This window comes from Methanothermobacter marburgensis str. Marburg (assembly GCF_000145295.1).
GTDB classification, from domain to species: Archaea; Methanobacteriota; Methanobacteria; order Methanobacteriales; family Methanothermobacteraceae; genus Methanothermobacter; species Methanothermobacter marburgensis.
Genome location: NC_014408.1, coordinates 22,538 through 46,353, shown reverse-complemented (window position 1 = coordinate 46,353; position 23,816 = coordinate 22,538). Strand labels below are relative to the sequence as shown.

The following is a 23,816-nucleotide window of genomic DNA, read 5'->3' as shown; positions in this document are numbered from 1 at the left end:
AACGAGCAGCGAGCAAATGCCCTGACCATCACCCAGAATAGTGGTTCCTCAAAGAATTAATGACCTGAAGGTATCCATCAGCTACCTGAAACTTTTCCGGGAATCCCAGATGCGCTTCATAGACCTCAATCCACCCCTGGGACCTGCGACCTCATGGAAATCATCAATGAGCCCTATCAATTTTCTGACGGCCCGCTCAGCATTCCCTACAATTCCTGAGGACTCAGGTGGTTTCACATCATCCGCCACTTCACTGAGGCTGGCAGAATCAACCACAGGTATCCCCACCTCACCTGCAAGGTCCACGCTCGCGTGTCTCTCATGGAAACCCCGGAGCTTAATTGCCGGAACACCCAGCACCGCGGCCTCGATGGTGAGACCCATTCCTGCCCCGTATATAACAAGGTCAGCGTAGGCCATGAGGGATGGAAGATCAACAAACCCCTCAAGGACCTCAGTCTCCTCCGAACCTGCGAAGCTCCTCACATAATGTGGACTGAAGCGGAAGGGTACCACGATAATGCGTCTTCCAAGGGCTTCAACTCTCGATATGAGGTCAGGTATATCCCCCCTTCGCAGGTCGCCTCCAAGGACCAGGAGAGTGTAATTCCCGATACCTGGATCCTCAGTCTGGAGGCGGCTCACATAGAGGGCATGGGGATAGCCACCTATGACCTCAACATTCTCAAGGAGGTACGTATCCTCAAGGTAATCCCTGTAGCGGGTGGATGGTGCCGTTACAATGTCTGCAAACGCTATCATTTCAATGGGGTTGTAGATGTCCTGTTCAATATGAAGGACACCATTCCCCCTGAGATATGATGCTGCGATGGCCTTCCTCACATCCCCTGCATTCCCGCATGTGAGCACGAGATCCGGGTTTATTTTTCCAAGGTGGCGCCAGGTAGCTGCAATATCCCTCAGGACGAGGTATGCGATTTCCATCTTACCCCCGGATCTGCTCCTGCTGGTTCCCATTGAGTAGTATTCCTGGCAAAGGTCTCCCAGGACCTCCCTCACCCCCCCACCATGGCACAGGCAGTGGTATTCATGTTCAGATTCCTGCATCAGGGGATGGAAGGTCTTTGCAGGTGCCAGTTCAGCTGCAACTGCCAGTTTCAGGATAACACCTCCAGAGGACATATATAATTGATATGACAGCCACCATGTAGAACAACCAGACCACAAGGTCTGTTGGGCCTGTTTCGACCCAGATTATGGTATGGGCCAGAATTACTGAATAGATACCTGTGAAGATTCCATTCAGTGACATCTGAATCCTGTGCATTAATCCAAGAATCAGACCCAGGAGGAACATCTGGATAACCATTGCAGGAAGCCCGAAGTCCAGGAGAGGGGGTCCGAATATGAGTGATGTTGTTGAGTGCCTGTAGCCAAGCACAACCTCACCAACGATTGCCCGTGGATCCGTTGAGTGCAGATATCCTGTAAGGGTGTAATAGAGGAGTTTACCGGCAGTTGCCCCCTGATGGTCCAGAAGCCTGTCAAATACCATGAGGGTGTAGCCTGCCCTGTAGAGGAGGAGTTCCAGTGGATTGAGGGTCCAGGTCTGCCATTCAATTGATTTAACAGCAATGTAACCGACTGATATTGCCACAATGGCAAGAGCTGATAGCAGGAGGCCTATCTGGCGGGGGGATGGCCTTGCAGAGTAGTAGATGGTTATCATACCGCTCAGCAGTATAACCACAACCGTTGTCCTGTAGCCTGTGAAGGCAAAGAGTGTGGCGCCAATTATAAGTGGAATGCAGTACCTCCTCCTGGGATAAGCTGCAAGAAGCATGTTAATTGATGGGAGGAATATGAGGTATGAGAGAAGCCATATCTTCGTAACCGCCCTTGCCTTGAGGTAACCGCTGAGTAGTGGGATTCCACCCAGAAGATAAAGGTTCAATGCCTGTAGAATGATTCCAGACGTGACAAGAAGTACCAGGAGTGTTTCCTTAGGATTTCCTGGGCTGGCAGGTTTCTCTGTTCGTATCCTTTCAGACATATATGCTCCAAGGATGAATATGCTGGCACCCAGGGCTATATAGAGAACTGAAAGCCCTGATGGAAGTCTCAGGCCCCTGATGCCCATCAGTGTCCCTGAAAGGGCAAGTACAAGGTATATGAGCAGTGCTATAATGACAGAATATGGGGAGAATATATCAAACCTCATCCTGGAGCTCCCATGCATTCCTTGTGAAGTTCGCGGCAAAGGTGGGGCATGATGCTGCATGTATGTGCACGTAACTTGCAAGGGCCGATCCAGAGGTTATTCCATCCATGGAATCCATTATACCCCTTCCCCTGAGCACCCTGAAAGCAAATTGCGCATCTCCGGTGACTGAGACCCTTGAGTAGTGGAATTCATGTCCCCTGAATACATCCCCCTCTTCTGTTATCAGGTTGTCAGAGACCGCCTCAGAGATCACGTAGCTCAGTCCCTGGACATTTTTCGTCATCTCAGCACTGTAGGGGAACACGCCACACATCTTATGCCCATCAATGGAGTTCATCAGGTACATCAGGCCGCCGCATTCCCCGAAGATGGGTCTGCCGTCTGCGTGAAACTTCCTCACCGAGATCCTCATGGATCTGTTGGATTCGAGTTCCCCTGCAAAGACCTCAGGGTAGCCGCCCCCTATGTATACCGCGTCAACATCAGGAAGCTCCTCATCATGGAGGGGGCTGAAGTAGACAACCGAAGCCGCGTTATCCTCAAGGGCCTCTATGTTCTCCCTGTAATAAAAGTTAAAGGCCTCATCAAATGCCACACCTATTTTAACCTTCCTTTTATTCTCCCTCCGCCACAGGGGTTCCCTTTCTCCATCAATTTTCCCCGCAGACGCCATTATATCCTCAAGGGCCTCAAGGTCCAGGTACTCCTCCATTGCACTGCCCCATTTCTCAATGTAGGATGCTATCTGCTCCCTTTCAACGGCGGGTACAAGTCCAAGGTGCCTCTGTTCAACCTCCAGTTCTGCACTCCTTGGTATTCCCCCCACCACCTCGGTGCCTGTGAGTTTCTCAATAGCCTCCTTTGTCTTGAGGTAGTGCCTCCTGTTCTTAACCTGGTTCAGGATAACCCCTCTGATTTTAACCTCAGGGTCAAGGGACCTGAAACCCAGCACCATGGCTGCCGCGCTTTTAACAAGGCTTCTTGAATTTATTATGAGAACCACAGGGGCCTTGAGGGCCTTTGCAACTGAAGCCGTGCTTCCAGTGTCACCGGTTGCACTTATACCCTCATACAGTCCCCTGACGCCCTCTATTATGCCCATTCTGGCCCCGGATATTTTCATTGCCCTTGTGAAGGCCTCCCTTATCTGGGCATCTGTCATGAAGAAGGAGTCGAGGTTCCTTGACACGTTGCCTGTGGCCATGGTGTGATATGAAGGGTCTATGTAGTCAGGACCCACCTTGAAGGGCTGGATGCCCCTATCTGAGAGTGCCCTCATTATCCCGGTCGCTATGGTGGTCTTGCCAACTGCGCTCCCTGTCCCTGCAAGTACAAGTCTCATATATGAAACTCGATGCTACATTTATTTAAGTTTTGGGAGAATAGCAGCTTTCTTCTGTTTACCAGAAATAAAAAAAGGATTTGTCAGAAATTTCATCTGAGAAGGTACCTTGCCCTTGATGTGTGTGACTTTCCATGGACAAGGCAGAAGTCGGCGTCGCATCTGCTGCAGAACCACATCCCCTCTGGACATGTGGAGCCCTCCTCATACCTCAGTGTTCCGTGCCTGCCACAGAAGGGACAGTAATTCCTGAAACGTGATTTATGCTCCCTGTAATCCCCATGGAGTGAACATGAACACCTGCCACTGGCCTCAACGTAATCCGCGTTTACAGTGTGGAATGATGCCCCCACATCCCTTGATGTGTGTCTGTAGGCCCTCACATGTTTCCTTTTGAGGACCCTCTTTTTATAGTATGCCTTTGTGTGGATTCTTTTTTTGCTGTACTTCTTATGATACTTCTTCGCATCCACCTTCAGGGGCTTTGCGCTGATCTCAGTTCCTCTATCCTCCGCCTCAGAAGCGGTTATACCCGCTGCAGCTATGGAGAATAGAAATAAAGATGCAATAAAAAGTCGCTTAATTTTACCGCCTCCAATCCAGAAAGATATTTAATGTTCCCTCTGGATGTTAGGAATATAACTGTGACCTCATATATAAATATTTTGCCTCAGAATTGAAAAATAAGACGTTTTAGAACTCTTTTTTTCAATCAGAGCCTTCTAATTACTTTTTAAAAATTGAAGTGATGGATGTGATCTTTTAATTTCTCCTTTAAATCACTGTGACAATACCGTTTCCCTTTTTCAAAAAATAAGCCATATTAAACCGTTTTTTAAATTGAATGATCTGATGGTTTATTTAAGGGGGTGCATAGGCACCATCCTTAGAGTATACGCAACATGAAAAAAGACCTGTCTTCATATCAGGGTATTAAATGGATTATTTTGAATTTTAAATATTTTTTTGTGGTTAAAAATTAATTTAAATCTTTTTTATGGCTTAAAATCAATTATAATCCTTTCAGATCATTCACCCTATCTCCCCATTAGAATCACTGCGGATCCCATGAGTCCCCTGATAAAATTAGTTATAGAATCATGGACATATTATTCACCATGAGTCTTGCTGAAAGGGTCCAGGTTCTGAGTGACAGTGCCCAGTTTGACCTCTGCGACTACAGTGCAGACCCCTCGCAGCGGAACCCCTCGGTGCCGGGTATCTACTACACCAGTTACAGGGGCTGCAGGGTCCCCCTTTTCAAGGTTCTGCTCACCAACAGGTGCTGCAACGACTGCAGGTACTGTATAAACAGTGCAGAGAAAGAGCCCGTAGAGCTGAAGCCGGAGGAAATTGCAGGGATATTCCTTGACTACTATGAGAGGCGCTACGTTGATGGACTCTTCCTCAGCTCCGGGGTGAGCAGGGACCCTGATGAAACCATGGAGAAGCTCCTGGAGACGCTCAGAATCCTTAGGCTTGAGGGCTACGGAGGCTACATACACCTCAAAATCATACCGGGCTCATCCATGGACACTGTAAGGAGGGCCATGGAACTTGCAAGTCGTGTGAGCATCAACCTTGAGACCGCGACCAGGGATGGTCTTGATGAACTTTCATCCACCAAGGACTACAGTGTTGACATCCTTCGGAGAATGAGGTGGATCAGCAGGTTCAGGAGGAGACACCCTGAACTTGCACCCTCAGGTCAGAGCACCCAGCTGATGGTTGGTGCTGTTGATGAAACAGACGAGGATATAGTTAAACGTGTTAAGTGGATCTACGATAAATATTCCCTCAGAAGGGTGTACTTCAGTGGTTTTCAGCCCATTGAAGGGACTGAGCTTGAGAAAAGGGCCGAAGCAGATCCCCGGCGCGTCTTCAGACTTTACCAGACAGACTCCCTCATTAAGTCCTATGGTTTCGGTGTTGATGAGTTGAGGTTCAGTGGGGGCTACCTGGACACCTCTGTGGATCCAAAGTACGCCGCAGCCATGGAGATGGATATCTTCCCGGTGGACCTCAAGACCGCCCCCTATCATGAAATCATCAGGGTCCCTGGAATAGGGCCAAGGTCGGCCAGAAAAATAATTGAACTGAGGGGTAAGGTTAACCTCACCCAGGATATCCTGAAGGGAATGGGGGTGAGACTGGGCAGGGCCGAGCCCTTCATATACCTTGACGGATCCCAGACAACCCTCAGCAGCTGGAATAAGAGTGATTGAATTACTGGAGTTCAGAGAACATCTCCCATATTTCAGGGTACTTCTCCTTCACGGCCCTTTCTATGAGGTCCGATGCCTCCCTGCTTATGCTGAACTCTGGCTGTGTCTTTTTCAGGTACCTGAGTACCGCTGCAGACCTTGCAGACCAGAGGGTTATGCGGGGGTTGCGTTTAACCTCCCTTATAACAGCCTCAACCTGCACATCTCCACCCACTGAGTCGGAGGTCTCCTTCAATTCCTTCCTTGTCCTTGACTGGATGAGTGCATCGAGTCCCATTCCAAGGCCCTTCTTCTGTGTCATCATATCACTCCATATCCAGTATTTCGGCTGCGAGTTTCATGTAGGCCCCCGTTCCTGTGCTTTCAGGGTCATAGGTGATGCATGGTTTTCCATGGCTGGGGGCCTCTGCAAGGCGTACGTTTCTCGGTATCCTTGTTCTGAAGATATTCTCCCTTTCACCAAAGAACCTTTCAACCTCCCTCTGCACGTCCCTTGCAAGGCGTGTCCTGGAGTCGTAGAGGGTTATGAGTATCCCCTTTATGGGGCAGGGGCTCTGGAGACGTTCCTCAACAAGGTTCATTGTCCTTAGGAGATCGGCCATTCCCTCCAGGGCATAGTACTCTGCCTGTATCGGTATTATGACGCTGTCGGATGCCACTAGGGCGTTGAGTGTGAGGATCCCAAGTGAGGGCGGGGCGTCTATGAATATGTAGTCGAATTCATCCCTCACATCCCCCAGGGCCTCCTTGAGGATGGCGTGGTATCCTATCTCGCTGCTGAGTTCGATTTCTGCACCGCTGAGGGATATGTTGCTCGGTGCAAGGTACAGGTCCTCAAGTTCGGCGGGCAGTATCACATCCGTGAGGGATGCCTTTCTGCTGAGTACTGTGTAGATGGTTGAGTCCAGTTCAGATTTATTCACACCGAACCCTGTTGTTGCGTTACCCTGGGGGTCCATGTCAACCACCAGCACCTTCCTCTCAAGTAGTGAAAGGGCTGCCGAGAGGTTCACTGCGGTTGTTGTCTTGCCACAGCCCCCCTTCTGGTTTATGATTGAAATTATCTCTCCCATTTAATCACCTGATTTAGGATGATCACTTGGAACTTAGAATTTAGAACTTATAAATTATATCTTATAAGTTATAACTTATAAGAAGATGGGTCAAAAAATATTTTTAGAAGTTGATTCTCTCTGAAAGCCTGACAGGGAGGGGCAGCCTTCTGAATGGCATCCCCCGGGTCTCTGATCTGACGAGTTCGATGAGCTCCTGGAGATCCATCTGAACCTTTTCACCTGTGCTCCTGATGTTAACTGTGAGTTTGCCCTCCAGTTCGCTGTCACCCACAACCACAACATAGGGTACCCAGTCCTGGGCAGCGTTCCTTATCTTCTTACCAAGGGTCTCTGCCCTGTCATCAAGGTCCGCCCTCACATCATTTGCAGTCATCTCTGATACAAGGGACTCTGCAAATTCAAGGTGGCGCTCGGCAATTGGAAGCACCCTTACCTGTGTCGGTGAAAGCCAGACAGGTAGCATGGGTGGTTTCTCATCCATCTCAATGGCCGTCTTTTCAAGTAAACTGCAGATAACCCTCTCTATGCTTCCTGTTGGGCTGCAGTGGAGGATTATGGGGTTGACCTCCTCCTCATCACTGTTAACATAGGTTATGCCGAATCGTTCCCCGCTCTCAACATCTATCTGCACTGTTGGATTCTCTATTGGCCTTCCAAGGTAATCTATGGCTGCAAAGTCCATCTTGGCAATCCAGTAGTGCTTCCTTGAGGGCAGAAGTTCAAGTAGTATCGGTTTCCCTATCCTATCGGCCACTGAGTGCACCCAGTCAGAGTACTCCTCATAGAACTCCCTGGTGGCCCTGAATATCACCTCATAGTTCACCTGGAGGTCCTCACCGGTCTTCATGCACATCTCCACCTGCCCTGCAAACTCGGTGAGGGCCTGTTCAAGGTCGGCGCATACAGTGTGAAGGTCGGGCATTGTAAAGCCCCTGAGCCTTTTGAGGCCAACCACCTCACCCTTCTTCTCAAGCCTGAAGCTGTAGGTGGAGAGCTCATATATTGAGGCGGGGAGATTCTTCCATGTGAGGAAGGAATCTGAGAGTATCCTGAAGGCCCCAAAGCAGCATGCGTATCGCAGCATGAGTTCCTTCTTGTTCTTCATTCTGTACTGCCTTTCACCGAACTTCTCTGCATGGACCCTGATGGCCTCGTCCTCAAGGTCATACATTATGGGGGTCTCAACCGGCATGGCCCCCTCACTGGTTACGAGCATGTAAACGTAGTCTGCAAGAAGATCCCTTATCAGCCTTCCCCGGGGGTACCATCTGAGGTGTCCCACATCGGCTGATGGCTCATAATCCGCCAGGCCCTTCTCCCTCATGAGTCTAACGTGTGGTGGCTCCTCGCCGGATGATTCAAGCTCACCCAGTTCATACTTCACAAGGTTTTCAAGGTCCCTGCTGGTGAAGTCGAATTCCTCCGGTCTGATTTTCTGGCCCCTATGGAGTATGAACCACTCTGATTCCTCTGATTCCTCCTCCTCTTTGAGGGGCTCCGGCCTTATGGTCCTTGAGAGCTCCGATAGCGGGTGGCCCTTGCAGGATATTCTGAACGCCTTGTACCAGCCGAAGGGGACCCTTGAGACCTCAAGTCCCCGCTCCCTCAGTGCCTCCTCCATTCCCTCAAGAACCCTGCGGGCTGTCTTTGGGGAGCTCAGTGAGGAGCTGAGGTGCGCATATGGATATATAACCACATTATCAGCCTTAACGTCGCCAAAAACCCTTACTATTTCATTTACCGCATTTTCAATGACTGAATCCGGGTTCTCCTCATCCTCAGCCTCCACCGCTGTGAAGACCACAAGGGACTCGGTGAAGTGTCCCTTCATTTTATCTTCAGGTATTTCCTCCGCTATCCCTGTTTTGTTCTTTGTCTCGTATTCCAGGTAATCAGAGTGAATTAACAGTATCCTCATGCCATCACCTTGTAAGAATAATATAATGTTATTGTTTTAAGGGCGAAGGTTTTTAAATATTGCCTATGTGAAGGGGAATGATAGAAGACTCCACAACACTGTATCCAGGGATTAAGTGCTTAAGACCCGGCAGATTACTGCGTAAATGGTGTGGCTAGATACCTCCTGCCCCCCCATAGGATTCACCATACCATATGCTGTCAAATATCCTCGAGTAGTTCTCTGCTATCTCAGGGTACTGGTTCCATATACCCATTGCAGTCTCAGGTATCGGGGACCCTTCAGGTGTGAACCTGGAGAATATCCACATCATCTCCCCTGAATCCCTCACAAACATTCGAACAGGCGGCATGCTCACGACCCTCACCTCACATGGCAGATCAAGGTCCTCAGGGGCCATTATCCTTACATCAGCACCTCTATCCACTATCCTCTCAATTGCAGGGCGCAGCTCCCTCAGCTCATCCCGGAATATGAAACCCATCCTCATTTTGAGTTCGGACCTGGTCCTTGATATGATCTCGATTTCCTTCTTCATTATCTTCTCCTGTCCGTGTATGAGCCATACCGGGGCCGGTACCCTCGCAACCTGGTCCTCGTAGGTTCGCCTGAGCTGGTTCATGGCCTCATCCAGTTCCTTCATTATTCTCTTCTTTTCCCTCCTGAAAACCTCTGCAGGGGGAACCACATGGTACCTGAGGGGTTTGCCGCGCTCCACCTCCACAAATCCCCTGTCTGAAAGCTGCCTCAGCACCTCATAGATCCTTGACCTTGGGATTCCTGATGCCTCGGCCACATCGGAGGCCCCTGCAGATACCAATGATACCATTGCGGTGTATGCAGCCGCCTGATAGTCTGTAAGTCCCATGAGTCTAAGTGCTTTCATTACCTTCCGTTCCATCCAGACACCTGTTTGTTACATTTTATACTCAAATAGTGACAAAATCTATATATAATTTGCTGTCAGTTTTTAATATGGTGATTGAAATGAAGTACCGCTGCAAGGTATGTGACTACATATACGACCCTGAGGTGGGTGACCCCACATCAGGTATAAAACCTGGAACGCCCTTCCAGGAACTTCCAGAGGACTGGCTCTGCCCGGTCTGCAATGTGGGGAAGGACCAGTTTGAGCCCCTCAGGGGTGAGGTGAGGCGCGTGAGGCCAGAGGATATAGACATGTTCTGCTACCAGTGCTCCCAGACCGTCCGTGGAAGGGCCTGCACAGTAAAGGGAGTCTGTGGAAAGGAAGCGACCGTTGCAAGACTCCAGGACAACCTTTTATTTGCAATTAAGGGTATCTCGGCCTACCTCTACCATGCCCGGGAACTTGGATACACCGATGAAGTTGTGGATGCCTTCCTTGAGAGGGGATTCTACTCAACACTCACCAACGTGAACTTCGATGCAGAGGAATTCGTAAGCCTAGCCCTTGAGGCTGGTGAGATGAACCTGAGGACCATGAAGCTCCTCAAGAAGGCCCACATGGATACCTACGGGGAACCTGAACCCGCAGAGGTTAGGGTTGGGGCCCTTGATGGTCCCGCCATAATAGCAACAGGCCACAGCCTGAAGGCGCTTGAAGAGCTGCTCAAGCAGACTGAGGGTTCCGGTGTGAATGTGTACACACACTCGGAGCTGCTCCCAGCCCATGGTTACCCTGGCCTCAGGAAGTACCCGCACCTTGCCGGGCAGCTCGGCGGCCCCTGGTTCGACCAGAGGGAGACCTTCTCACGCTACAGCGCCGCGGTGCTTGGAACCTCAAACTGTGTGCTCCTTCCACGTGACAGCTACAGGGATAGGATGTTCACCTGTGGTGTTGCCCGGCTCCCGGGGGTTGAACATGTGGATGGCTACGACTTCAGCCCGGTGATAGAGAAGGCCCTTGAGCTTCCACCCCTTAAAGAGGAGGACTCCGCGACACTAACAACAGGGTTTGGGCTCTCAACAATCCTCTCACTTGCAGATAAAATAAAGGAACTGGTGGAGGAGGGTAAAATCAGGAGGTTCTTCCTTGTTGGTGGCTGTGATTCACCCCTGCCACAGGCAAAGTACTACACCGAATTTGTGAGGAAGCTCCCTGAGGATACCGTGGTTCTCACACTGGCCTGCGGCAAGTACCGTTTCAACTCAATGGATCTGGGTGACATAGATGGAATTCCCCGGCTAATAGACCTGGGCCAGTGCAACGACTCCATAGTGGCAGTGGAGCTTGTGGAGGCACTGAGCAACCTCTTCAGTATGGACGTGAATGAGCTGCCCCTCAGCATAGTCCTCAGCTGGATGGAGCAGAAGGCCGCTGCAATACTCTGGAGCCTCCTATCACTTAACCTCAGGGGCATGTACATAGGTCCCATACTGCCTGGATGGGCCAACGATGACATCATAAATGTGCTCGTTGATAAATATGAACTCACACCAATAGGTGACCCTGAAGAGGATATAAAGAAAATGATGGAGTGATGAAAAATGGAGATTAAGGGAAAGGTTCTGAAACTGAATGAACTGATTGACTACCAGGACGATTCAGTGGTGAGCAGGGAGATCATCAGAAAGGACACCGGTACGGTGACCCTCTTTGCCTTTGACAGTGGTCAGGGTCTCAGTGAACACACCGCGCCCTTTGATGCCATGGTCCAGGTGATTGAGGGTGAGGCGGAAATTACAATAAGTGGAGAGAAGAACCGTGTGGCCGCAGGGGAGATGATAATAATGCCGGCCAATGAGCCCCATGCGGTGATGGCTGTGGAACCCTTCAAGATGCTCCTCACCATGATAAGGTCATGAGTTTGCGGTTGATTAAGACAGTACCAACATCCTAAAGCCTAAAAAATCCAGAGGAACCAGATCCCCAAGAGTATCTATATCGCCAAAAAAACCCATCCAGAAGAAAAACTAGATTCCCATAAGGCCAACCGCCACGAGGCCCGTGAGCACAATGACAAGGAAGAGGGTCCCCACCCTTTTCCCGAACATTTTTGTGCCAAGTGCAAAGGCTATTCCTCCCTTTATAATTGTGTTTGAGACTCCTGCGAGGGTTATGGCAGCTGCAGCTGTTGATGAACTTAAAGAACCCCCTGCTGCCAGTAAAGACATGCTCACGGTTATGGCATCCACATCAGCAACCCCAGAAATCACAGCAGCTGCCAGAACACCTCCACGACCAAGGTAGACGTTCGCTGCCTTGGATAGGAACAGAATTGCCAGGAAAAGCGCCCCAAATATGAGTGCGGGCTTAACAGAGAATGGGTTTTGAATTTTAATATCGTGATCAATCTTTGATGGTGACCTCATGAAGAGAACGCCCAGGGCCATGCCGGTTACCCCCATGGCAAGCATTGGGGGTGCAACGTACCCCATCAGTGAGGGGTTTATAACGGAGACCTCCAGCAGGATCCTGAAAAACATCATTGAACTTGAAACAACCGCCGCGAACACCGCCGGCCTTATGAGATCATCAGATTCCCTCACGCGCCCTGCCATTGCCGTAACCACAGCTGTACTTGACACCAGGCCCCCTATTATTCCGGTGGCGCTAAGGCCCCTGTCTGGCCCTGCTATCTTCATTGCAATGTAACCTGCATAGCTTATGGCTGATATGAAAACAACCATCAGCCACACCTGATAGGGGTTGAAAACCCCCCAGGGGCCAAGTGATGTATCCGGAAGAAGAGGGAGAATCACAAAGGCTATTACAAGGAATTTTATTGTATCTATCATCTCCCTCTCACTTATCCTCCTTACGGCAATGTGAATGTACCTTTTGAGGGCAAGGAGCGCCGTTACAATGATGGCAAGCATGGCTGCAAGCCTGTAATCACCTGAAAAAGACATGGCCCCGAGCATGAAGGTTATAAACGCTGCGATCTCCCCTGTTATTCCAATATCCCCATCATCCCTCGTGCTCACAATGTAACTTGCAGATACTATGGCAACCAGACCCAGAAAGGCAAGAGGAAGCATCAGAGGGAAAATCCCTGATAGATACGCTGAAAGGGCCCCCATGAGTGATATCAGGATGAAGGTCCTTATACCCGCAAATTCAGTCCCCTGGGTCCGCCTTTCCCTCTCAATACCCACCAGGGCTCCTATGGCAAGGGCTATCAAAAACTTAATTACCGGGAAATCCATGTTATAATATATGACAGTTAAATTAATATTATTTATTCCATGATAATTAATAACAATCAGGGTGATGATAATAACGGTGATTCTATGAAAAGTGATACCATAAAAAGGGGAATACAGAGGGCGCCCCACCGCTCCCTCCTCAGGGCATGTGGCCTGACAGACCAGGACTTTGAAAAGCCATTCATAGGGATAGCCAACAGCTACACGGATATCGTGCCAGGCCACCTCCACCTTCGAGAACTTGCAGATGAGGTCAGGGCTGGAATCAACGCTGCAGGTGGAGTTGCATTTGAATTCAACACCATGGCCATATGCGACGGGATAGCCATGAACCATGAGGGCATGAAGTACTCCCTTGCATCAAGGGAAATAGTCGCAGATACCGTGGAGAGCATGGCAATGGCCCACGCCCTTGACGGACTTGTCCTTCTTCCAACCTGTGACAAGATAGTCCCCGGTATGCTGATGGCCGCTGCAAGACTTGACATACCATCAATAGTGGTCACCGGCGGCCCCATGCTGCCAGGAGAGTTCCAGGGAAGGAAGGTCGACCTCATAAATGTATACGAGGGTGTGGGTGCCGTGAGTGCAGGTGAAATGAGTGAGGATGAACTCGCCGAACTCGAAAGATGCGCCTGTCCAGGTCCAGGTTCATGTGCAGGACTCTTCACAGCCAACACCATGGCCTGCCTCACAGAGGCCCTGGGTATGAGCCTCCCTGGATGCGCAACTGCCCATGCTGTAAGCTCAAAAAAGAGGCAGATTGCACGGCTCTCAGGTCAGAGGATAGTGGAAATGGTGAAGGAAGACCTTAAATCCAGGAAAATAATGAGCAGGGAGGCATTTGAGAACGCGGTGATGGTGGACCTTGCACTTGGGGGGTCAACCAACAGTGCACTCCACATCCCGGCCATAGCAGCCGAGATAGAGGGCCTTGGCATCAACCTTGACGTCTTTGATGAGCTGAGCCGCAGAATACCCCACATAGCATCAATATCACCGGCAGGTGAGCATATGATGATAGACCTTGACAGGGCCGGGGGAATACAGGCTGTCATGAAAACTCTCAGGAATCACCTCAATACCAGCTGCATCACCTGCACAGGAAAAACCGTAGCTGAGAACATGAAAGATGCCAGGGTGATGGACACCACAGTTATAAGGCCCCTGGATGATCCGGTCCACCATGAGGGTGGCCTCGCCATACTCAGGGGTAACCTGGCACCCCGGGGCTCCGTGGTGAAGCAGGGAGCCGTTGCAGAGGATATGATGGTCCATGAGGGCCCAGCCAGGGTATTTGAGAGTGAAGACGAATGTGTTGAGGCAATATTCGGTGGGGAGATAGCCGAGGGAGATGTTATCGTCATAAGATACGAGGGACCCAAGGGGGGCCCTGGTATGAGGGAGATGCTGAACCCCACCTCTGCAATTGCGGGTATGGGGCTTGAAAGGGTGGCCCTCATAACCGATGGAAGGTTCTCAGGGGGTACCAGGGGGCCTTGTGTGGGACACGTCTCCCCCGAGGCAATGGAGGATGGACCCATAGCAGCTGTGAGGGATGGGGACACAATAAGGATAGATATACCCTCAAGAAAACTTGAGGTTGATCTGACGGAAGATGAGATCAGAAGAAGGATTGAATCTGCAGAAAAACCGGAACGCCACGTTAAGGGATGGCTTGCACGCTACAGGAAACTCGCAGGTTCAGCAGATACAGGTGCCATTCTGAGATAGGTGTAAGCATGAGTGATGATAAAAGGGAATGGGTTGAGGCAGCAGCATACATTCTCCTCCTCCTACTTGCTGTTGTTGCATCACAGCACATGAATGTGGTTGTATCAGGAAGCATGGAGCCCGTCTTCTACAGGGGAGACATAGTGATAATCGAAAAGAGCAACTTTTTCGGAATAAAGGAACTGAACCCTGAAAACGTACAGAAGGGTGACATAATAATCTATGACGCCACATGGTTCCCTGAACCGGTTATACACCGGGTTATAGCCGTCGAAAAGGATAAAGCAGGTCAAAAATACTACATCACAAAGGGTGACAACAACCCATCACCTGACCCCGCACCTGTGTACCCATCACAGGTTGAGGCAAGGGTCATAACGGTGGGTTCAAATCCGCTGATGATACCCAAGGTGGGCTACATAACCCTCTGGCTTAAGGGACTCTGAAGGCAGGTGAGGAAATTGTTCAGATACATTGAAAACAGTGCAAGGGATTCAATAACTGAAGCGCTTGAGAAGCTCCAGCTACCGGTACCCTCAGAGATCAAACTGGAGGAACCACCAAACCCCCAGCTGGGTGATCTTGCATGCACGGTGGCCTTTGAACTTGCAGGTGAACTCAAAAGGCCGCCGATGGAGATAACCTCAGATATAATGTCGGTGATTGAAACTCCTGAGATCTTTGAGGCAGTAGAATCAAAGGGGCCATACATAAACTTCTTTGTTGACTATGGGAAGCTCTCAGGGAAACTCCTTGAAATCATTGATGACGACTACGGGTCCCATCCAGAGAGGGGTGAGAGGATAATCCTTGAGCACACCTCTGCAAACCCCAACGGTCCACTGCACATAGGGCATATAAGGAATGCCATCATCGGGGACTCGCTTGCAAGGATACTCAGAAAGGCAGGATACCAGGTTGAAACCCAGTACTATGTCAATGACATGGGGCGCCAGATAGCCATGATAGTCTGGGGCCTCCTGAACCTCCAGAAAAACCTGGATGATTACCCCGGGGATAAGAGGGACCACCGGGTTGGAAGGCTCTACCTTGAGGTTAACCAGAAACTCAAAGAGGATCCTGGTATAAAGGAGGAGGTGGATGAACTTCTGAGGCAATACGAGGCCGGTGAGAACGAGGACACCTTCAGGGAGGTTGTGGAGTACTGCCTTGATGGGATGAAGGAGACCATGCAAAGGCTCCATGTCCACCACGACAGGTTCGTGTGGGAGGGGGAACTGGTGAGGGATGGGACGGTTGGTGAGGTTATAGAATCCCTCAGAAAAACGGGGCTCACCAGGGAAAATGAGGTCCTCTACCTTGACCTTGAGGATTTCGGCATTGAAAAGGAGCTTGTGCTCACCCGTTCAGATGGAACCTCCCTCTACTCAACAAGGGACATAGCCTACCATCTCCAGAAATCCCGTGAAGGGGATATTCTCATCGACGTCCTTGGATCAGACCATAAACTTGCAGCAGAGCAGGTGGGAATCGCCGTGGATCTCCTGGGTGGTAAGAAACCCGAGGTCATATTCTATGAGTTCATAACACTCCCCGAGGGCTCAATGTCCACAAGGAGGGGCGTCTTCATATCGGTGGATGAACTGATGGATGAGGCCCATAAAAGGGCCCTTGAGGAGGTTGAAAAAAGGAGAGAACTTCCAGATGACGTTGCAGATGAAATCGCCGAGGCCATCGGCAACGGGGCCATAAGGTACTATATAGCACGCCTTTCCCCCGAGAAGCACATCGTGTTCAGGTGGGATGAGGCCCTCAGCTTTGAACGTGGCTGTGCATCAATACAGTACGCCCATGCAAGGGCGTGCAAGCTCCTCAAGAAGGCATCCTTCAATGGTGATGAGGACATCGAAGACACCTGGAAACCTGAAAACGATGAAAAAGAACTTGTCCGTCTCCTTGCCCGTTTCCCTGTGGTTGTTGAGGAGGCCGCCATGGCAAGGAGGGTTCACCCCGTGGCACAGTACGTGCAGGACCTTGCAAATGCCTTCAACAGTTTCTACAGATCCACCCCTGTCATCGGGTCTGAATTTGAGGGTGCAAGGCTGAGGCTCGTTGATTCTGTTAGAATCGTAATCAGGAATGCCCTGGGTCTTCTGGGTATACATGCCCCGGAGACCATGTAAATTTAATTTTTGGTTAAACTGGTATTCAGAAAATTCGTGTGCCACATAATGTATTGAAGTCTGGCATTCAGTCGGCGTTGGATAAAAGAAGGATGCTATGAACAGAGAGGCCCTCCTTGGACTCCAGTTCATAACTGCCTGAGCAGTCCATCACCACCCAGGCAACACCCTCAATCATCCCATGAGCCAGTGCATTATCGCCTTCTGTGCATGTAGCCTGTTTTCTGCCTGATCCCAGACAACTGACTGCGGCCCGTCGATGACCTCAGAGGTTGTCTCCTGCCCCCTCACAGCCGGAAGACAGTGCATGAATATGGCATCAGGGGATGCGAGTTTCATGAGCTCTGAGTTCACCTGGTAAGGCCTGAATACCTTGAGGCGTTCCTCGGTCTCTTCCTCATAGCCCATGCTGACCCAGACGTCGGTGTAGACAACATCCGCGCCATCGACAGCTTCCCTAGGATCATGGAGCACCCTTATCTCTGAACCACTTTTTCTGGCGATTTTTTCTGCCATTCCAGTGATTTCTGTGTCGGGTTCATAACCCGGTGGGCAGGCAACGTCCATGTCCATCCCCAGCATTGCTGTTATGAGGAGCAGTGAGTTGCAGACGTTGTTACCATCCCCCACAAATACCAGTCTACCACTGAAGTCCCCCAGTTTCTCCCTTACAGTCTGCATGTCAGCCAGCGCCTGACATGGGTGTTCAAGATCTGTAAGCCCATTTATAACAGGTACAGAAGACTCTGATGCAAGTTCAACCACGTCTGAGTGCCTTATGGCCCTTATCATGATCCCGTCAACGTATCTGCTGAGGGTCCTTGCGGTGTCTGCTATTGGCTCCCCCCTTCCAAGCTGCAGGTCTGATGCAGACAGATAGAGGGGCTGTGCACCCAGCTGGGATGCCCCAACCTCAAAGGAGACCCTGGTCCTTGTTGATGATTTCTCAAAGATCATTGCAAGGGTCTTACCCTCAAGGACCTTTCCTGGGATTTCCCCTGCCTTGTAGTCATCTGCAAGGTCAAGGAGCGCCACCACGTCGTCCATGTCGCATACAGATAGAAGATGCCTCATCTGCCCCACTCCTCAGGACCGGAGGTCCTCCATGTGCTTCACCCTCTTCTCAACAAGCTCCCTGGTACCTATATCCCTCCGGTGGTAGAGCCTTCCCTTCACGTATCCTGTGGCGTTCTCACAGAGCTCCTCTGCAGAGTATATGTCCTCTGCAAGGGCCACCAGTGCAAGTGCCCTGGATGAAGAGGTGTATATGGTGCTGTTCTCCTGGTTAACCGCTGCATAGTACGTTATAACCCCCATATCCTCGATCTTATCCTCTTCGACCCTTATTTCAGAGCCTACAATCCCCTTATCAGGGTAGCCCTCGGGTACAAGGTACTTGCAGACCGTTGCAAGGTTCCTGAACCTTGCCCCGCTGAGATTTCCGTCCACGATTCCCTCACAGATCTCAAGCATGCTGGACTCAAGTAGTGGGAGTACATTCATTGCCTCAGGGTCCCCGAAACGTGCATTGTACTCTATGAGTTTCGGTCCGTCGGCTGTGAGCATGAACTGTCCATAAAGAACTCCCTTATAGGGCCCTGCCTCACTTTTAATTGCATCGATCGTCTTCTGCATTATCTCAACTGCTTCATCATAGTCCTTCTGTGTCAGGAACGGTAAAAGACCATCTGAGTCTGAGTAGGAACCCATCCCTCCTGTTATTGGGCCCTGGTCCCCCTCATATGCGTGGGGGTGGTCCTGTACTGCAGGCATTGGCACAATACGGTCGCCGTCAGAAAAGGCCTGGACGGTGAATTCCTCCCCGACAACCCTTTCCTCTATAACAACGCTTGCATGGCCACCTATACGATTATCTATTACCTCGCAGGCGTATTCGATTGCCTCTGAGTTGTCCTGGAGGTGTTCACCGACTATCTTAACGCCCTTTCCGCCTGTGAGTCCCACCGGCTTTACCACAGCCTCGCCCTCAAAGTCATCCATGAACTCCCTGAGTTCAGCCCTGTCATCAAAGACACGGTAGGTTATTGACCCGGGGATACTGTAACCTTCAAAGAGTCTGCGCATGAAGGACTTGTCTGTCTCAATTCTGGCAGCCTCCCTGGTGGGCCCCACCGATGGTATGCCTGCTTCCTCAAGGGCATTGACCAGCCCTGCCTCGAGGGGTGCCTCAGGACCTATGAATGCCATATCAACGCCCTTACTGGATGCGAAATTGACCACCCTTTCTGTGTCAACCTCAGGAGCAACCATGAATTCACTGGCAAGCCTTGATATGCCGGGGTTCCTGTTACCCATCACAGAGTATATCGTTGCCTCATCTGCCAGTGCACTGCATATGGCATGTTCCCTTGCTCCTGTTCCCACAACAAGTATTTTCATCGGATAATCCTCCCTGAAATTGATAAACTTAAATCTCCCTATTGTTTTATATAACCTTACCACTTACCTTTATTATGTATTTATAAGAAATATGTCATTAATAATAATGATAGATTTTCAAGGTGTTTCCAATGAAAGGTGGCCAGGCAATAATCAGATCACTTCTGGATCAGGGAGCAGACACCGTATTCGGATACCCCGGTGGACAGTTACTGCCACTCTATGACATGCTCTATGATTCCGAACTCAAACACATCCTTGTAAGACATGAGCAGTGCGCGGCCCACGCCGCAGATGGATATGCAAGGGCCTCAGGCAGGGTGGGGGTCTGCATAGCAACCTCAGGGCCAGGGGCCACAAACCTTGTAACCGGTATCGCAACAGCCTACATGGACTCCTCACCCATAGTTGCAATTGCAGGTCAGGTCCCCACCCACCTCATCGGGAATGATGCCTTCCAGGAGGTGGACATGATAGGCATAACCATGCCCATCACAAAGCACAGCTTCCAGCCAGCGGATGCAAGTGAAATCCCTGCAATGGTAAGGGCAAGCTTTCACATAGCAAAGACAGGTCGCCCTGGCCCCGTTGTCATAGACCTTCCAAAGGACATACAGGAACAGGAGGTCCAGGACCCGCTTGATGAGCTGGACCTTCAGGGCTACAGGCCAACCCTCCGGGGCCACCCGCTCCAGATAAAGAGGGCTGCAGAGCTCATAAGGAGATCAGAAAAGCCCGTTATACTGGCGGGTGGTGGGGTGATAATATCCGGGGCCTCAAAGGAGATCATGGAGTTATCAGAACTCATAAAGGCCCCTGTTACCACCACGCTCCTCGGTAAGGGTTCTTTCCCTGAGGACCATCCTTCGGCCATGGGTATGCTGGGGATGCATGGCCGCAAGGTTGCAAACCTCACAGTGGATGAGTGCGACTGCCTCATAGCAGTTGGATGCAGATTCTCAGACCGCACAACCGGTAATGTCGCAGAATTCGCCCCCAATGCCAGAATAATACACGTGGACATCGATCCAGCCGAGATAGGTAAAAACGTGACCGTTGATGTCCCCATCGTCGGTGACGCCAGGAATGTCCTTAGGGAGCTTATAGAAAAACTCAAAAAACACGGTGAAAGAGATGATAAGTGGCTGAAGGGTGTTCAAAAATTCAGGGCGGAGTGTATGCCAAGGATGAGTTATGATGAAGTCCCTCTGAAACCCCAGCAGGTTATAAAGGAGATAAGCCAGGTTCTGGATGATGAAACAGTTGTAACAACAGACGTTGGGCAGAACCAGATGTGGATGGCCCATTTCTACACATCAAGGGCCCCCAGAAAATTCATATCATCAGGTGGCCTTGGTACCATGGGTTTCGGTTTCCCTGCCGCCATAGGGGCAAAGGTTGCTCTTCCAGAGAATGACGTTGTGGCTGTCTGTGGCGACGGCGGATTCCTGATGGTCTGCCAGGACCTCGCAACCATAAGGGAATACGACATCCCCGTTGTGATATGTGTCATGGACAACCGCCACCTTGGTATGGTTGCCCAGTGGCAGCGCCTCTTCTATGATGAGAGGATGTCCCATACACACCTCGGTGAGGTCCCGGATTTTGTTAAACTGGCTGAATCATTTGGAATTGAAGCTGAAAGGGTCGAAAAACCGGGCGAAACATCTGAAGCCCTTTCAAGGGCCATAAGATCAGGTGAACCTGCCCTGCTGGATATAGTTATAGACCCCCATGAGATACTCCCAATGGTCCCGCCAGGTTGCGGTCTGACCGAAATAGTGGGGGAGTACAGGGTTGAAAGGGAGGATCCCCAGGAAATAAGATACTCTGGAGTGAAGGCGGACGGTGATTAAGATGAAACCAGATACACACATCATCAGTGCCCTTGTTGAGCACAGGCCAGGTGTCCTTCAGAGGGTTGCAGGGCTGTTCACAAGGCGTGGATTCAACATCGAAAGCATCACTGTAGGGGAATCTGAAACCCCTGGAATCGCCAGGATGACCATAATAGCCAGGGGCGACGACCGTGTACTTGAACAGATAACCAAGCAGCTCAATAAGCTGATAGACGTCATAAAGGTCCGTGACCTTGAACCATCATCCACCGTTAAGAGGGAGCTCTGCATGGTTAAGGTACACGCCCCATCAGAGAAGGAGAGGTCAGAGATAATACAGTACACCAACATCTTCAGGGGGAGGATAGTGGACGTGAGCAGTGAGGCGCTTACAGTTGAGGTTACCGGGGACTCAGAGAAGATAGACGCCTTCCTTGAGCTCCTGAGGGTCTTTGGAATCAAGGAACTTGCAAGGACCGGGCCAACTGCAATGTCCCGTGGTGGCAGAACCATCTGAATCCAGATGAACACAAATATTTATTTTTAATGACCCTGTTAATTAGAGATGAGGAGGTTTTTCATGAAGATCTACTATGAAAATGACATTGACATGGAGATACTGGCAGATAAGAAGATAGCCGTCATAGGTTACGGCAGTCAGGGAGAAGCCCAGGCCAGGAACATGGCCGACAGCGGACTTGATGTTATAGTTGGGCTCAGAAGGGGCGGAGCATCCTGGAAGAAGGCCCATGATGATGGTATGAACGTCATGACAGTTGAGGACGCCTCAAGGGAGGCCGACATCGTACACATACTCATACCCGACGAAATACAGGAGACAGTATTTGAGCAGTCCATAAAACCCTACCTCAGGGAGGGCAACACAATATCCTTTTCACATGGCTACAACATACACTACGGCTACATAAGGGCCCCTGAAGGGGTAAACGTCACCATGGTGGCCCCTAAGGGTCCCGGTGCAATGGTGAGGAGAACCTACCTTGAGGGTTTCGGCATACCTGGTCTTGTGGCTGTTGAGGTGGATGCAACAGGAGACGCCCTTGAACAGGCCCTTGCAATGGCCAAGGCATGCGGACTTGCACGTGCAGGTGTCCTTGAGACCACCTTCAAGGAGGAAACAGAGACAGACCTCTTTGGTGAACAGGCCGTCCTCTGTGGTGGTGTAACAGAACTCATAAACACCGCATTCAGGACCCTTGTGAAGGCCGGGTATCAGCCAGAGATCGCCTACTTTGAGACATGCCATGAACTCAAACTGATAGTGGACCTCATCTATGAGAGGGGATTCCAGGGAATGTGGCACAATGTGAGTAACACCGCCGAGTTCGGGGGCCTTACAAGGAGAAAGAGGATTATAACAGAGGAAACAGAGAAGGAAATGCAGAAAATACTGGAGGAAATCCAGAACGGTAAATTCGCCAAGGAATGGGCTCTTGAAAACAGGGCCGGTGCCCCAATGCTTAAAAGGATGAGGGCACTTGAGGGAGAACTGGAGATAGAGAAGGTGGGCTCAAAGCTCAGGAAACTCTGCGGCCTTGAAAAATAAACTCCGCCGATAAATCCCATATTTTTCTTTTAAAAGGTGATTGGCTTGGTATTTGTGGGTATGGACCATGGGACAACAGGAGTGTCCTTCACAATCCTTGGGGATGGGGCCGAGCACTTCAAAATAGGGAGGGAGGAACTTTCCGCTGGAAGGGTTTCCGCCCTTGAGGAGCTTGAAGGAAGGGTGTCCATTGAAGATATAGAACTTATGGCAATAACCTATGCAATGGGTGATGGTATAAACAGGATAAAGCCCATTGATCGTGTGAAGAACAGGGGTATCATCTCCATTGGAGGGGCCGGTAAGGTCACAGGTGGTGGGACAGCCGTTTACAGTGAAATAGAGTCCTCTGGAATACCCACTGTACTGATACCTGGCCTTCACCGCAACACCCCCTGCCTTGATAAGAGGTTCCGGGCAGCCTACTCCCACCACGCAAGTCCCGAGAAGGTGAGCATATGCTACAACGCATACCTGGAGACCGGGTGGGAGAACATGATAGTTTCCGATATAAGTTCCAATACGGTAACCATGCTCATACAGGACGGGAAGATAAGAGGTGCTATGGATGCCTGTATAGGTGCCATGGGGGTTATACATGGACCTCTTGACCTTGAAATGCTCAGGAAAATAGATGACGGTGAAAAAACAGCCAACGAGTGTTTTTCACATGCCGGGGCTGTTAAGATAGCCGGTATAGAGACAAGGGTGTCCCGTGCAAGGGATGAACTCCTTGATATGTACCTTGAGGGGAGGAAGGAAGCTGCTCTTGCACTTGAGACCATGATAATGACTATAGCCATGGAGATATGGGGGCTTGCAGGCATCTCAGAGCGTGTTGATGGAATTGTTCTCACGGGATCGATGGGTGCCATGAGGGAACCCTACGATTTCCACGGAAAACTTGCAGCTATGGTGAATGAACTGGCCCCTGTGAAGAGGCTGGATGCAACCTCCGGTTCCATGGGAAGTGCCCAGATAGCGCGTGATATACACGGGGGTAAAAGAGATATTCTTGGGATAGAGGTTGATATTTAATTATTCCATTGCAATGAACGCTATCTTGGTTCCCTTAATGAACCTGATGCCATCCTCAGTCTGAAGAACTGTGTTGAGGTAATTATCTATTGATATGAGTTTTCCCCTTGCCTCTTCATTGTTTTTAAGTGTTAGAAGAACATTCCTGTTTTTAAACTTCAGGAACTGCTTGTTAACCCTGAACTCCTTATTATTGCCTTTCATCAGAATCCCCTTAA

Annotated in this window: 22 protein-coding genes; 10 read left to right on the top strand and 12 right to left on the bottom strand. The window is 50.3% G+C overall.

Annotated features, from left to right (window positions below; translation table 11 throughout):
* Positions 1-81: 81 nt before the first annotated feature.
* From MTBMA_RS00240 to MTBMA_RS00225, 4 genes are all read right to left on the bottom strand, one after another.
* Positions 82-1,143, bottom strand: a complete 1,062-nt coding sequence (locus MTBMA_RS00240; protein WP_013294887.1) for a glycosyltransferase family 28 protein — start codon at positions 1,141-1,143, stop codon at positions 82-84.
* Complete coding sequence (locus MTBMA_RS00235) at positions 1,100-2,182, bottom strand: oligosaccharide repeat unit polymerase family protein (protein WP_013294886.1); 1,083 nt, start codon at positions 2,180-2,182, stop codon at positions 1,100-1,102. Before MTBMA_RS00235 ends, MTBMA_RS00240 begins: the two co-directional genes overlap by 44 nt.
* Positions 2,172-3,527 (bottom strand): Ni-sirohydrochlorin a,c-diamide synthase, encoded by a 1,356-nt coding sequence (gene cfbB / locus MTBMA_RS00230; RefSeq protein ID WP_013294885.1) that lies wholly within the window; start codon positions 3,525-3,527, stop codon positions 2,172-2,174. The genes MTBMA_RS00235 and cfbB overlap by 11 nt, the downstream gene beginning before the upstream one ends.
* Before the next feature lie 92 nt (positions 3,528-3,619).
* Positions 3,620-4,000 carry a hypothetical protein gene (locus MTBMA_RS00225; protein WP_013294884.1) on the bottom strand — a complete coding sequence of 127 codons (381 nt, stop codon included), beginning with the start codon at positions 3,998-4,000 and terminating at the stop codon, positions 3,620-3,622.
* A 645-nt stretch (positions 4,001-4,645) separates the two neighbouring features.
* Between MTBMA_RS00225 and MTBMA_RS00220 the strand changes: the two genes are divergently transcribed.
* Positions 4,646-5,752: a radical SAM protein gene (locus tag MTBMA_RS00220; RefSeq protein WP_013294883.1), complete on the top strand. Its 1,107-nt coding sequence runs from the start codon at positions 4,646-4,648 to the stop codon at positions 5,750-5,752.
* Between the two features lies 1 nt (position 5,753).
* On the opposite strand, the gene MTBMA_RS00215 is transcribed toward MTBMA_RS00220, so the two are convergent.
* From MTBMA_RS00215 to MTBMA_RS00200, 4 genes are all read right to left on the bottom strand, one after another.
* Positions 5,754-6,053, bottom strand: a complete 300-nt coding sequence (locus MTBMA_RS00215) for a hypothetical protein (protein ID WP_013294882.1) — start codon at positions 6,051-6,053, stop codon at positions 5,754-5,756.
* A gap of 4 nt (positions 6,054-6,057) precedes the next feature.
* On the bottom strand, positions 6,058-6,825 hold the full coding sequence (locus MTBMA_RS00210) for a ParA family protein (RefSeq protein WP_013294881.1): 768 nt from the start codon (positions 6,823-6,825) through the stop codon (positions 6,058-6,060).
* Positions 6,826-6,928: 103 nt separating this feature from the next.
* Complete coding sequence (locus tag MTBMA_RS00205; RefSeq protein ID WP_013294880.1) at positions 6,929-8,746, bottom strand: threonine--tRNA ligase; 1,818 nt, start codon at positions 8,744-8,746, stop codon at positions 6,929-6,931.
* A 154-nt stretch (positions 8,747-8,900) separates the two neighbouring features.
* Entirely contained in the window at positions 8,901-9,647 is a 747-nt protein-coding gene (locus MTBMA_RS00200; RefSeq protein WP_013294879.1) for a TrmB family transcriptional regulator, read from the bottom strand.
* An 86-nt stretch (positions 9,648-9,733) separates the two neighbouring features.
* Between MTBMA_RS00200 and hcp the strand changes: the two genes are divergently transcribed.
* Entirely contained in the window at positions 9,734-11,209 is a 1,476-nt protein-coding gene (gene hcp, locus MTBMA_RS00195; protein ID WP_013294878.1) for a hydroxylamine reductase, read from the top strand.
* 6 nt (positions 11,210-11,215) lie between these two features.
* The gene (locus MTBMA_RS00190) at positions 11,216-11,533 is read left to right on the top strand and encodes a cupin domain-containing protein (RefSeq protein WP_013294877.1); all 318 of its coding nucleotides are present in this window, start codon (positions 11,216-11,218) and stop codon (positions 11,531-11,533) included.
* Between the two features lie 108 nt (positions 11,534-11,641).
* Here the strand turns inward: MTBMA_RS00190 and MTBMA_RS00185 are convergent, their stop codons facing one another.
* Entirely contained in the window at positions 11,642-12,877 is a 1,236-nt protein-coding gene (locus MTBMA_RS00185; RefSeq protein WP_148215516.1) for an MgtC/SapB family protein, read from the bottom strand.
* Between the two features lie 84 nt (positions 12,878-12,961).
* Between MTBMA_RS00185 and ilvD the strand changes: the two genes are divergently transcribed.
* Genes ilvD through argS form a run of 3 tightly spaced genes read left to right on the top strand, consistent with a single transcriptional unit; the run spans position 12,962 to position 16,755 of the window.
* The gene (gene ilvD / locus MTBMA_RS00180) at positions 12,962-14,611 is read left to right on the top strand and encodes a dihydroxy-acid dehydratase (RefSeq protein ID WP_013294876.1); all 1,650 of its coding nucleotides are present in this window, start codon (positions 12,962-12,964) and stop codon (positions 14,609-14,611) included.
* Positions 14,612-14,619: 8 nt separating this feature from the next.
* The gene (locus MTBMA_RS00175; protein WP_013294874.1) at positions 14,620-15,057 is read left to right on the top strand and encodes a signal peptidase I; all 438 of its coding nucleotides are present in this window, start codon (positions 14,620-14,622) and stop codon (positions 15,055-15,057) included.
* Between the two features lie 15 nt (positions 15,058-15,072).
* Positions 15,073-16,755 (top strand): arginine--tRNA ligase, encoded by a 1,683-nt coding sequence (gene argS / locus MTBMA_RS00170; RefSeq protein WP_013294873.1) that lies wholly within the window; start codon positions 15,073-15,075, stop codon positions 16,753-16,755.
* Positions 16,756-16,929: 174 nt separating this feature from the next.
* On the opposite strand, the gene argF is transcribed toward argS, so the two are convergent.
* Both argF and purD read right to left on the bottom strand, forming a co-directional pair.
* Positions 16,930-17,829, bottom strand: coding sequence for an ornithine carbamoyltransferase (gene argF / locus MTBMA_RS00165; protein ID WP_013294872.1), 900 nt, complete (start codon positions 17,827-17,829; stop codon positions 16,930-16,932).
* 12 nt (positions 17,830-17,841) lie between these two features.
* Entirely contained in the window at positions 17,842-19,155 is a 1,314-nt protein-coding gene (gene purD / locus MTBMA_RS00160; RefSeq protein WP_013294871.1) for a phosphoribosylamine--glycine ligase, read from the bottom strand.
* Between the two features lie 131 nt (positions 19,156-19,286).
* On the opposite strand from purD, the gene MTBMA_RS00155 reads away from it, so the two are divergent.
* From MTBMA_RS00155 to MTBMA_RS00140, 4 genes are all read left to right on the top strand, one after another.
* Complete coding sequence (locus MTBMA_RS00155) at positions 19,287-21,011, top strand: acetolactate synthase large subunit (RefSeq protein WP_013294870.1); 1,725 nt, start codon at positions 19,287-19,289, stop codon at positions 21,009-21,011.
* Position 21,012: 1 nt separating this feature from the next.
* Positions 21,013-21,510: an acetolactate synthase small subunit gene (gene ilvN / locus MTBMA_RS00150; RefSeq protein WP_013294869.1), complete on the top strand. Its 498-nt coding sequence runs from the start codon at positions 21,013-21,015 to the stop codon at positions 21,508-21,510.
* A gap of 63 nt (positions 21,511-21,573) precedes the next feature.
* Complete coding sequence (gene ilvC, locus MTBMA_RS00145; protein ID WP_013294868.1) at positions 21,574-22,560, top strand: ketol-acid reductoisomerase; 987 nt, start codon at positions 21,574-21,576, stop codon at positions 22,558-22,560.
* A 45-nt stretch (positions 22,561-22,605) separates the two neighbouring features.
* Positions 22,606-23,598 (top strand): methanogenesis marker 12 protein, encoded by a 993-nt coding sequence (locus MTBMA_RS00140; RefSeq protein ID WP_013294867.1) that lies wholly within the window; start codon positions 22,606-22,608, stop codon positions 23,596-23,598.
* Here MTBMA_RS00140 and MTBMA_RS00135 read toward each other — a convergent pair whose 3' ends face one another.
* Positions 23,599-23,802 (bottom strand): LSM domain-containing protein, encoded by a 204-nt coding sequence (locus MTBMA_RS00135; RefSeq protein WP_013294866.1) that lies wholly within the window; start codon positions 23,800-23,802, stop codon positions 23,599-23,601.
* Positions 23,803-23,816 lie beyond the last annotated feature (14 nt).

Excerpts from the sequence above, each read along its gene's own strand:
- MTBMA_RS00200 (WP_013294879.1), bottom strand. The coding sequence starts at position 9,647 with ATGGAACGGAAGGTAATGAAAGCACTTAGACTCATGGGACTTACAGAC.
- MTBMA_RS00175 (WP_013294874.1), top strand. The coding sequence starts at position 14,620 with ATGAGTGATGATAAAAGGGAATGGGTTGAGGCAGCAGCATACATTCTC.
- MTBMA_RS00135 (WP_013294866.1), bottom strand. The coding sequence starts at position 23,802 with ATGAAAGGCAATAATAAGGAGTTCAGGGTTAACAAGCAGTTCCTGAAG.
- hcp (WP_013294878.1), top strand. The coding sequence starts at position 9,734 with ATGAAGTACCGCTGCAAGGTATGTGACTACATATACGACCCTGAGGTG.
- argF (WP_013294872.1), bottom strand. The coding sequence starts at position 17,829 with ATGAGGCATCTTCTATCTGTATGCGACATGGACGACGTGGTGGCGCTC.
- ilvN (WP_013294869.1), top strand. The coding sequence starts at position 21,013 with ATGAAACCAGATACACACATCATCAGTGCCCTTGTTGAGCACAGGCCA.
- ilvD (WP_013294876.1), top strand. The coding sequence starts at position 12,962 with ATGAAAAGTGATACCATAAAAAGGGGAATACAGAGGGCGCCCCACCGC.
- MTBMA_RS00220 (WP_013294883.1), top strand. The coding sequence starts at position 4,646 with ATGAGTCTTGCTGAAAGGGTCCAGGTTCTGAGTGACAGTGCCCAGTTT.
- MTBMA_RS00215 (WP_013294882.1), bottom strand. The coding sequence starts at position 6,053 with ATGACACAGAAGAAGGGCCTTGGAATGGGACTCGATGCACTCATCCAG.
- MTBMA_RS00205 (WP_013294880.1), bottom strand. The coding sequence starts at position 8,746 with ATGAGGATACTGTTAATTCACTCTGATTACCTGGAATACGAGACAAAG.
- ilvC (WP_013294868.1), top strand. The coding sequence starts at position 21,574 with ATGAAGATCTACTATGAAAATGACATTGACATGGAGATACTGGCAGAT.
- purD (WP_013294871.1), bottom strand. The coding sequence starts at position 19,155 with ATGAAAATACTTGTTGTGGGAACAGGAGCAAGGGAACATGCCATATGC.
- MTBMA_RS00240 (WP_013294887.1), bottom strand. The coding sequence starts at position 1,143 with ATGTCCTCTGGAGGTGTTATCCTGAAACTGGCAGTTGCAGCTGAACTG.
- MTBMA_RS00185 (WP_148215516.1), bottom strand. The coding sequence starts at position 12,877 with ATGGATTTCCCGGTAATTAAGTTTTTGATAGCCCTTGCCATAGGAGCC.
- MTBMA_RS00210 (WP_013294881.1), bottom strand. The coding sequence starts at position 6,825 with ATGGGAGAGATAATTTCAATCATAAACCAGAAGGGGGGCTGTGGCAAG.
- MTBMA_RS00235 (WP_013294886.1), bottom strand. The coding sequence starts at position 2,182 with ATGAGGTTTGATATATTCTCCCCATATTCTGTCATTATAGCACTGCTC.
- cfbB (WP_013294885.1), bottom strand. The coding sequence starts at position 3,527 with ATGAGACTTGTACTTGCAGGGACAGGGAGCGCAGTTGGCAAGACCACC.
- MTBMA_RS00155 (WP_013294870.1), top strand. The coding sequence starts at position 19,287 with ATGAAAGGTGGCCAGGCAATAATCAGATCACTTCTGGATCAGGGAGCA.
- MTBMA_RS00190 (WP_013294877.1), top strand. The coding sequence starts at position 11,216 with ATGGAGATTAAGGGAAAGGTTCTGAAACTGAATGAACTGATTGACTAC.